Here is a 9112-nt window from a genome sequence, read left to right on the forward strand (position 1 = left end):
TGAAATACTAAAGACAATAAATTATTCTAACACAGATTCTTCCAAATAGGAGGGATCAAAAACTATTTTTAAATGCAGATATTAGGAATTAGCTCCAGGATCAATCACCCGGAATTTGGAAAAGGTGTCGTTACCAACGTGACTTCCAAACATTATTGGGTCACTTTTATTGATAGCGGATTGGAAACAATTGATATCGATTCGGAGTTTGAAGTTATAGAAGCCGCTGACGATGCTGTGGATACCGTCAGTTTCCATGAAGTGGAAAGCACCTTGAAATCGATTTTAAAGAAGTGGAGTGATGTGAGTGAAGTGGTCAACATTGGCGATAAATGGAAAGGCGGCAAATTGATCATGCAGCCAGGAGATCCTAATTTAAAAGCCAGTGAAGTGCCGATCGATACGTTTTTTCACAAAATTACCATGGTTCGTGATCGATTACGTGTGATGGAGCAAAAAATAAACAGCAGTAATCTTGATGAACAGGAAAAAATTGATCTTCAACAATATATCACCAGAAGTTATGGGAGTTTAACAACGTTTAATGTGCTGTTTAAACATAAAAGCCACAGTTTTGTTGGACAAAAGAGTTGATTTTTTTTCTAGTTTCTAGTTTCTAGTTTCTAGTTTTTGGTTTCGGTCACCACATATTTTTTAAAGAGAATTCCTCGTAATCAAATCTGTGATTTCAATTCCGAAGAACATAAATTGATGGAATGTTGGTAATTGTGCACCAGTTTCGGTGGTGGTCCAATCATTCCATGAGGCTTCGAGGCCGTTAATAGGTAAAATGCTTACCCACATTTGAAAACTTTTTGGTTTTCCCGATGGTTCCAAATGCCAAAGGTAGGAGTCGCCCGGCGTGGTTCCACCGGAAGTATAAGTCACTAAAAGAGCTTGTGAACCGTTGTCTAAAGTGACCAAACGACGTTCTGTACCAGGATCAAAAACCTTGTAAGGAGCAACGACCCAAAACGAATCGTTATTGAAATTAGATAGTGCTTTGTCAATGAGTTTTTTGGAATCGGGTGCTTCTATTTTGACCTCATTTTTGAAAGCTTCACTTCGGGAAAGATCATTTAAATTAAGATGAATCCTGTAATTTTTCCAATACACTTCGCAGGTGTTTTCGCTTTTGTCCCATTTATAATGGTGTCGTCTTTTGAAGGTCCATTCTATATAATCGGTGTTTTTATACGCTTCGTAATCCAGTGATTCAAGCATCTTTATGGCCAATTGATCGGCTTGAGCGCCTTCAACGCCTGTGGGAAGATTTTCATCATATTTAAAATATAAAAAGCCAAAAAGTAATAGGGTAGGTAGTGTAAAGAAGATGATGGCTCCTACTGTGATTTTTAGTATTTTTTTAAAACTTGCCACGGTTATATTATTTGATAATAAATAAATGAAGACGAAGATAGTAATTGCTCATGAAAACTGTAATATTAAAAAATATGTTTATAAAAGTTATGGTGAATATTAACTTCTCATGACATCTATTTGATTTCAACTTCCCATATCTAACTTATAAGTCGATTTTAACTCGTCTAGTTTTTCGTTTGAAAATGAACGCAATTCCTCAAAAAATGAAGTGAATTCGTCTTCAAATTCGCTATAGAATTCTTGGAGTTCTTCCGTAGCTCGGTTCATACCAGCTCTATTTTTTGTACGTCTATTCATGCCGTTCAGAACATTCTGGATGCCATTTATTTTGGCGTAGTTCAGTAACCAATTCTCAGAAAGCATATAGGGCATCATAGTTTGTATTTGCCGAGGCAATATGTCAAAATTAGTTTCCAGTAATTCGTAAAAATGGTTCACATATAATTCTAATGGCGTACTTGAATAATGTGACCAGTTTTTGGCCAAAAAATGATCGTATAAAATATCCACAATTACACCGCTATAATGGCTGTAGCGTTTGTGCAAACGCTTGGTGCTGAGTCTGACCGTTTGATGTGCATCAGTAAACGTATCAATTTCACGATGCAAAAGTATACCGATTTTAATGCCATCGGGGTAATCTTTATACTGTTTGCCTTTAATACTGTCGGCAATAAAATTGCCAATAGTAATTAAATCGTTGTTTCCAGAAAGGTATATATGCGCTAAGAAATTCATTGGTCTAATTTACGGAATTGCTTTTTAGATTTCTGACTTTGTAATTGTATATTTGCTTTTCATTTTAAATTTATAATATGACACTCATCAAATCAATATCAGGAATACGAGGAACTATTGGTGGAACTATTGGCGATAACCTAACGCCTATTGATGCGGTTAAATTTGCTGCAGCTTATGGCATATGGATTAAACAACAGCGCAACAAAGACAATTACCGTGTGGTAGTTGGACGTGATGCTCGGATTTCTGGTGAAATGATTCAAAATTTGGTCATGAATACTTTAGTAGGGTTGGGCATCCATGTTATTGATCTTGGATTGTCAACAACACCTACCGTTGAGGTTGCTGTGCCTATGGAGCATGCCGATGGCGGAATTATTCTGACGGCAAGCCACAACCCGAAACAATGGAATGCACTTAAATTGTTGGATGCCAAAGGTGAGTTTTTAAATGCAGCTGAAGGCGCTAAAATTCTGGAAATTGCCGAAAGCGACACGATGGATTTTTCGGATGTGGATCATCTTGGTAAAATAACGAAAAATGAAGCCTATATTGATATTCATATCGATGAAGTCTTAAAGATGCCGTTGGTAAATAAAAAAGCAATTAAAGATGCCGGATTCAAAGTGGTGGTCGATGCTGTTAATTCAACAGGTGGGATTGTCATTCCTTTGTTATTGGAGCGTTTGGGCGTTGAGGCAATAAAAATACATTGCGAACCTAACGGCCAATTTCCACATAATCCAGAACCTTTAAAGGAACATTTAATGGATTTGTCGGCTACTGTTGTTAAAGAACGTGCCCATTTGGGTATTGCTGTCGATCCAGATGTGGACCGCTTGGTTTTTATGGATGAAAAAGGCGATATTTTTGGTGAAGAATACACATTGGTGGCATGTGCCGATTATGTTTTGAGCAAAACCCCAGGTAATACGGTGAGTAATATGAGTTCAACAAGAGCTTTAAAAGATGTTACCGAAAAGCATGGCGGACATTATGAAGCCAGTGCCGTAGGTGAAGTGAACGTCGTAGAATTGATGAAAAAAAATAATGCGATTATTGGTGGTGAAGGTAACGGTGGCATCATTTACCCAGAATTGCACTACGGCCGCGACGCGCTTGTAGGTGTGGCTTTGTTTTTAAGTTTACTTGCCGAAAAGCAAATGACGACTAGCGCCCTAAGAGCTACCTATCCTAATTATTTTATGGGCAAGAAAAAGATTGATTTGACACCAGAAATTGATGTGGACGGTATTTTAAAAGCCATGGAAGATCGTTATAAAAATGAAAAACTAACCACTATTGACGGTGTTAAAATAGATTTTAGCAACAGTTGGGTGCATTTGCGAAAAAGTAATACAGAACCTATTATCAGAATTTATACCGAAGCACCTTCGCAACAAGAAGCTGATGCACTTGGCGATAAGATTATTACCGAAATTAAAGAAATCGCAAATCTTTAGTAGGTTTGCATTTTGATATTCAAATTATTGCAGTGTAAAATTGAGAGCCATGATAATGACAGAGAATTCCAAAATTAAAACAACCGAGCTTGAACAGTATTTTAATCAGTTCAGAAAGCATATTATAGGCATCAATCAAGAATTTGAGACGCCTTATGGCACAAAAAAAATTATTTATACCGATTGGACGGCATCGGGACGCTTGTATCGTCCTATTGAAGAAAAGTTGACGAATGTATTTGGTCCGTTTGTGGCCAACACGCATACCGAAACCACGGTTTCCGGAACGGCCATGACCAAGGCATACCACCAAGCAAAGCATATTATTAAAGATCATGTTAATAGCAATGATGACGACGTGCTTATTTGTTGTGGTAGCGGAATGACAGAGGCCATCAACAAGTTTCAACGTATTTTGGGATTGAAAGTTCCAGAAAACCTCCAAAAACATACTGTAGTTCCTGATGTGATGAAACCAGTTGTTTTTATTACACACATGGAACACCATTCTAACCAAACTTCGTGGTTGGAAACCATTGCAAAAGTAGAAGTTATTCCTCCGGGCGAAGATGGTTTGTTCAGTATGGAGAACTTTAAGGTGCTGCTTGAAAAGTATAAAGACCGCCCCATCAAAATTGCTTCTGTTGTTGGTGGTTCCAATGTTACAGGAATCCAAACACCGTATCATGATATTGCGAAGTTAATGCATCAAAATGGAGGTGTTTGTTTTGTGGATTTTGCATGTTCGGCACCGTATGTGGATATCAACATGCATCCAGAAGATGAAGAACAAGCTTTGGATGCCATTTTCTTTTCGCCGCACAAATTTATTGGAGGACCTGGAACTTCTGGTATTTTGATTTTTAATAAAAAACTTTATAAAAACATGATTCCCGATAGTCCGGGAGGTGGTACGGTAAGTTGGACCAATCCTTGGGGGGAGCATAAATATATTGATAATATTGAAGATCGTGAAGATGGTGGAACACCAGGGTTTTTGCAGACCATAAAAACAGCTTTGGCCATTAAGTTGAAAGAACAAATGGGCGTTGAGAATATTCAACAGCGCGAACATGAGATTATAGATTATATTTTTGAAAAACTAAATGCTATTGACAATCTGACCATTTTAGCGGGCCAACATCAAGAGCGTTTGGGCGTAATTTCTTTTTATATAGATGATCTTCATTATAATTTGGGCGTTAAAATTTTAAACGATCGTTTTGGAATCCAAACGCGTGGTGGCTGTAGTTGCGCTGGTACTTACGGACATTTTTTATTGCATGTTGATATTGAAATGTCCCATGAATTGACCAATGAAATTTCGTTGGGCGAATTGACGCGCAAACCAGGCTGGATCCGAATGTCCATTCATCCAACCACAACAACAGAAGAAACCGTTTATTTTTGTGAAAGCTTGAAAGCACTTGCCGAAAACCATAAGGAATGGGCAAATGACTATCAGTATATAAAAGCTACAAACGAGTTTGTACATAAATCGACTTTAGAAGAAGATAAGCACGCATTACCTGTACATGAGTGGTTTGAAATGTAATTATTATATTGTTTTCTAACAGATTTTATGGCACGCGGATGACGCTGATTTTGCTGATTTCCACAGATAAATTGTTGAAATAGATGCGAATTATTTCTCTGTGAATTTCCGTGTTTTCTCATGGAACTCTGTCAAACAGCTTTTTTTGGACACGAATCACACTGATTTTCTCAGATAATTTCTTTATAATTTGATAGAATCTCTGCGCCTCTTGCGCCTCCGCGAGAATAAAAGTCTATTTTCCCTGAAACTCCGCCGGTACTTTATCCCTATGTTTCCAACGTCTGTGTGTCCATAGGTAGTATTGTGGTGCTTCACGGATTTGCTGTTCCACTTTTTCGGTAAACATATCCGTGATTTCGTAGTTTGGATAATCATTAGGGTTTTCTGCTAATACTTCAAAAGTAGTTTCGTAATAACCGCGTTTAAGGCGTTTTACCTTGAAGAATACAACCGACATATCCAATCGTTTTGCCAACATTTCTGCACCGGTATGGATGGGTACTTTAATTCCCATAAATTCACTCCAATGAAACGCTTTGTGAACCATTGGAGATTGGTCCGACGCAAAACCATTAATGGTCAGTTCGCCATCATGTTTGGCTCTGATAAGTGTCGGAATAGCCTCTTTAGTTGTAATTAAAGTGCTGTTGTATTTGGCTCGAATGCGTTTTACCAAGGCATCAAAATATTTGTTTCCCAATTTGCTGTAAATTGCATAGCCTTTGTGGGCTATGTGTTTTTGCATAATAAAAATCCATTCCCAACTGCCATAATGTGCACACATCAATACAATACTTCGGTTTTGTTTGCCAAGATCATTGATGAGCTCAATATTTTTAAAAGTAAACCGTTGGTTCATGGTTTTTTCCGAAATGGTCAGTGATTTAACAGCTTCAAGCATCATATCACAAAAATGATGGTAAAACTTATCCGTGATGTCATTAATTTCCTTCTTTGATTTTTCTGGAAAAACCAATCGTAAATTATCCTGAACCACTTTTTTTCTATAGCCTACCATCTTGTAGATCACAATATATAAAAAATCGGAAAACGCATAAAGCAATCGAAAGGGAAGAATTGATATCAACCAAATAAGTGGATAAACTAAAATGTAAACAAGAAATTGCATTATTTAATATTAGATTTGCAGCTGCAAATATATGTTTTAATACATTTTAATTAAGGGTTTATGGGTAATTTAGATTTGGTCGCCATTATTGTGATTGCAGCAAATGTCATTATCTCGTTCAAAGGGTTTAATGACTTGAATTTCTTCAATCGTTATAAATTTAACGTAGGCGGCATTAGGCGTGGCGAAAAAATCAGAATGTTTAGTGCTGGTTTTCTACATGTCGATACCATGCACCTGTTTTTTAACATGTTTACTTTTTATTTTTTTGCTCCTATCGTTATTTACCATTTGGGAACACTCAATTTTTTAATCATTTATATTGCCAGCCTTATTTTGGGCAATTTACTTTCGCTATATTTCCATAAGGACGAATACCATTATAGTGCTGTTGGTGCAAGTGGTGCGGTTACCGGAATATTATATTCGGCCATATTGTTACAGCCCGACATGCAACTGGGATTTATGTTTATTCCACTGCCTATTCCAGCTTATGCTTTTGGAATTTTATATTTGTTATATTCCATTTATGGTATGAAAAAACAATTGGGCAATATTGGCCATGATGCCCATTTTGGTGGCGCTATTGGTGGTTATGTAGTTACGTTAATTTTGTTGCCTTCGCTCTTTCAAACCGATTTGATAATGGTGGCCTTGTTGGCAGTACCTATTGTTATTTTGTTTTTGATGCACAAAATGGGAAAGTTGTAACAATTGTTTAATTTCAATATTTAAGTTGAAGTCAATCTTCAGTTCAACCAAATTATAGTTGACTCTAATGAGATGAATTTCTTTTTAATAGAGTTTCGATTTCTGATGGTTACGAAAATCATGTAAAGCAAACAATTAAGCTTTATACTTGAAAGATGGCGTTTTTAAGATATTTTTGCATTAAAATGATGTTTTATGATTGTTAATGATACTATTGTTGCATTGGCCACAGCCTCAGGAAGTGGGGCGATAGCCGTTATCCGACTTTCAGGAAAAAAGGCCATTTCTATAGGATCTAAATTTTTTAGATCGGTTTCAGGAAAATCCCTTTCGGCACAAAAATCGCATACCGTTCATTTGGGACATATTATTGATGGTCCTCGTGTTATAGACGAAGTTTTGATTACCATTTTTAAAAACCCACAGTCCTATACTGGTGAAGATGTGATTGAGATTTCGTGTCATGGTAGCATTTATATCCAACAGGAAATCATTCAACTTTTTTTAAGAAATGGCTGCCGAATGGCTAATGCCGGTGAATTTACATTAAGAGCATTCTTAAATGGAAAATTGGATTTGAGCCAAGCTGAAGCCGTTGCCGATTTAATTTCAAGTGATAATGAAGCATCACATCAAATAGCGATGCAGCAAATGCGTGGTGGTTTTTCGAGCGAAATAGCCAAACTGCGTGAAGAATTGTTGAATTTTGCTTCCTTGATTGAATTGGAATTGGATTTTGCCGAAGAAGATGTAGAGTTTGCTGATAGGGATCAATTTAAAGAACTTGTAGAGCGTATTGGATTGGTTTTAAGACGACTTATCGATTCTTTTGCCGTAGGAAATGTCTTGAAAAACGGAATTCCAGTAGCCATTGTAGGCGAACCAAACGTCGGCAAATCGACCTTATTAAATGCTTTGTTAAACGAAGAAAGGGCTATTGTTTCGGACATTGCCGGTACTACAAGAGATGCCATTGAAGACGAAATAGCGATTGGAGGAATTGGTTTTAGATTTATTGATACTGCCGGAATTAGAGATACCAAGGATGTGGTGGAAAGTATCGGCATCAAAAAAACTTTTGAAAAAATTGAGCAGGCCCAAGTGGTAATTTACCTGTTCAATTCAGAAGATTTTAAAGTGCAATGCTCGGAGTTTAAGGTAGAGTTGGAGAAGATTAAAAATAAGTATCCTTTAAAGCCGTTGATTGTTATTGCCAATAAAATTGATAAAATAGATGCCGAACAAATTGCTGAAATGCAAGTTGAAATTCCCGAAATCCTCTTGTTATCGGCTAAAAATGGTTTAGGAATTGACGAACTCAAAAGCAAACTTTTAAACTTGATCAATACAGGCTCGTTGCGCAATAACGAAACCATTGTTACCAATACCAGGCATTATGATGCGTTGTTAAAAGCCTTGGAAGAAATCCAAAAAGTAAAATATGGACTGGAATCCAATTTATCAGGCGATTTGTTGGCCATTGATATCCGTCAAGCACTTTATCATTTCGGGGAAATTACAGGGCAAGTTACTAATGATGAGTTGCTTGGCAATATTTTCGCGAATTTCTGTATTGGTAAATAAATTAGTTTTTTTCTATTAAGATGTGTTTGTTTTTCGATTGATTATCAAGGTGTTAATGACAAAGTGCTTTTCTTTTTTCTTCTTCTATTAGTACATTCGCTACCTCATATGTACTACATTTTCTGAAATGCTGTACAAACGTACTGCATTATGAAAATATCATTTAAAAAACCGCCTATAAGCGGTTTTTTTGCGTTTTAACCATTATCTATTTTGTTTAAAAATATAACATAATACGATGTATAATGAATCTTAAACCTATATATTTATAAACTTAATTACAAAATCGATATGAACCGGATTAAAGAAGTTTTGGAAGAAAAAGGTATCAAACAAGTTTGGCTGGCAGAACAGCTAGGCAAGAGTTTTAATACAATAAATGGTTATGTCCAGAATAGAACACAACCAAGTTTAGAGGTTCTGTTCAAAATTGCAAAGATTTTAAATGTCGAACCCAAAGATTTAATAAAACAAGTAACTCAATAATAAAAGTTGCTGTGTGTAATTGCATACCACAAATAACAAAGCTTTAAAAAAAACAAT

Annotated in this window: 9 protein-coding genes; 6 read left to right on the plus strand and 3 right to left on the minus strand. The window is 36.4% G+C overall.

Going from position 1 to position 9112, the window contains the following annotated elements:
* The first annotated feature begins 72 nt into the window (after window positions 1–72).
* Window positions 73–594: a hypothetical protein gene (locus VNJ50_RS12365; RefSeq protein ID WP_325582361.1), complete on the plus strand. Its 522-nt coding sequence runs from the start codon at window positions 73–75 to the stop codon at window positions 592–594.
* A gap of 60 nt (window positions 595–654) precedes the next feature.
* On the opposite strand, the gene VNJ50_RS12370 is transcribed toward VNJ50_RS12365, so the two are convergent.
* Both VNJ50_RS12370 and VNJ50_RS12375 read right to left on the minus strand, forming a co-directional pair.
* On the minus strand, window positions 655–1380 hold the full coding sequence (locus VNJ50_RS12370) for a hypothetical protein (RefSeq protein WP_325582363.1): 726 nt from the start codon (window positions 1378–1380) through the stop codon (window positions 655–657).
* Window positions 1381–1506: 126 nt separating this feature from the next.
* The gene (locus VNJ50_RS12375; RefSeq protein WP_325582365.1) at window positions 1507–2121 is read right to left on the minus strand and encodes an acyl carrier protein phosphodiesterase; all 615 of its coding nucleotides are present in this window, start codon (window positions 2119–2121) and stop codon (window positions 1507–1509) included.
* A 77-nt stretch (window positions 2122–2198) separates the two neighbouring features.
* Between VNJ50_RS12375 and glmM the strand changes: the two genes are divergently transcribed.
* Together glmM and VNJ50_RS12385 are read left to right on the plus strand one after the other, a co-directional pair.
* A complete protein-coding gene (gene glmM, locus VNJ50_RS12380) occupies window positions 2199–3587 on the plus strand; it encodes a phosphoglucosamine mutase (RefSeq protein WP_325582367.1) in 1389 nt (462 codons plus the stop codon).
* Window positions 3588–3636: 49 nt separating this feature from the next.
* Entirely contained in the window at window positions 3637–5142 is a 1506-nt protein-coding gene (locus tag VNJ50_RS12385; protein ID WP_325582369.1) for an aminotransferase class V-fold PLP-dependent enzyme, read from the plus strand.
* Window positions 5143–5377: 235 nt separating this feature from the next.
* Here VNJ50_RS12385 and VNJ50_RS12390 read toward each other — a convergent pair whose 3' ends face one another.
* Window positions 5378–6274, minus strand: a complete 897-nt coding sequence (locus tag VNJ50_RS12390; RefSeq protein WP_325582371.1) for a lysophospholipid acyltransferase family protein — start codon at window positions 6272–6274, stop codon at window positions 5378–5380.
* 60 nt (window positions 6275–6334) lie between these two features.
* Here VNJ50_RS12390 and VNJ50_RS12395 point away from each other — a divergent pair, with 60 nt between their 5' ends.
* The 3 genes from VNJ50_RS12395 (at window position 6335) to VNJ50_RS12405 (ending at window position 9055) form a co-directional block, all read left to right on the plus strand.
* Window positions 6335–6985 carry a rhomboid family intramembrane serine protease gene (locus VNJ50_RS12395; protein WP_325582373.1) on the plus strand — a complete coding sequence of 217 codons (651 nt, stop codon included), beginning with the start codon at window positions 6335–6337 and terminating at the stop codon, window positions 6983–6985.
* Between the two features lie 195 nt (window positions 6986–7180).
* Window positions 7181–8569 carry a tRNA uridine-5-carboxymethylaminomethyl(34) synthesis GTPase MnmE gene (gene mnmE / locus VNJ50_RS12400; RefSeq protein WP_325582375.1) on the plus strand — a complete coding sequence of 463 codons (1389 nt, stop codon included), beginning with the start codon at window positions 7181–7183 and terminating at the stop codon, window positions 8567–8569.
* Window positions 8570–8860: 291 nt separating this feature from the next.
* On the plus strand, window positions 8861–9055 hold the full coding sequence (locus VNJ50_RS12405; protein ID WP_325582377.1) for a helix-turn-helix transcriptional regulator: 195 nt from the start codon (window positions 8861–8863) through the stop codon (window positions 9053–9055).
* Window positions 9056–9112: the final 57 nt, after the last annotated feature.

The sequence above is a fragment of the Gelidibacter sp. genome (genome assembly GCF_035577925.1).
In the GTDB taxonomy this organism is placed as follows: Bacteria; Bacteroidota; Bacteroidia; order Flavobacteriales; family Flavobacteriaceae; genus Gelidibacter.

What these genes read in the sequence shown, in the direction of transcription:
- VNJ50_RS12365 (WP_325582361.1), top strand. Translation starts at nt 73, where the DNA reads ATGCAGATATTAGGAATTAGCTCCAGGATCAATCACCCGGAATTTGGA.
- VNJ50_RS12375 (WP_325582365.1), bottom strand. Translation starts at nt 2,121, where the DNA reads ATGAATTTCTTAGCGCATATATACCTTTCTGGAAACAACGATTTAATT.
- glmM (WP_325582367.1), top strand. Translation starts at nt 2,199, where the DNA reads ATGACACTCATCAAATCAATATCAGGAATACGAGGAACTATTGGTGGA.
- VNJ50_RS12385 (WP_325582369.1), top strand. Translation starts at nt 3,637, where the DNA reads ATGATAATGACAGAGAATTCCAAAATTAAAACAACCGAGCTTGAACAG.
- VNJ50_RS12390 (WP_325582371.1), bottom strand. Translation starts at nt 6,274, where the DNA reads ATGCAATTTCTTGTTTACATTTTAGTTTATCCACTTATTTGGTTGATA.
- VNJ50_RS12395 (WP_325582373.1), top strand. Translation starts at nt 6,335, where the DNA reads ATGGGTAATTTAGATTTGGTCGCCATTATTGTGATTGCAGCAAATGTC.
- mnmE (WP_325582375.1), top strand. Translation starts at nt 7,181, where the DNA reads ATGATTGTTAATGATACTATTGTTGCATTGGCCACAGCCTCAGGAAGT.
- VNJ50_RS12405 (WP_325582377.1), top strand. Translation starts at nt 8,861, where the DNA reads ATGAACCGGATTAAAGAAGTTTTGGAAGAAAAAGGTATCAAACAAGTT.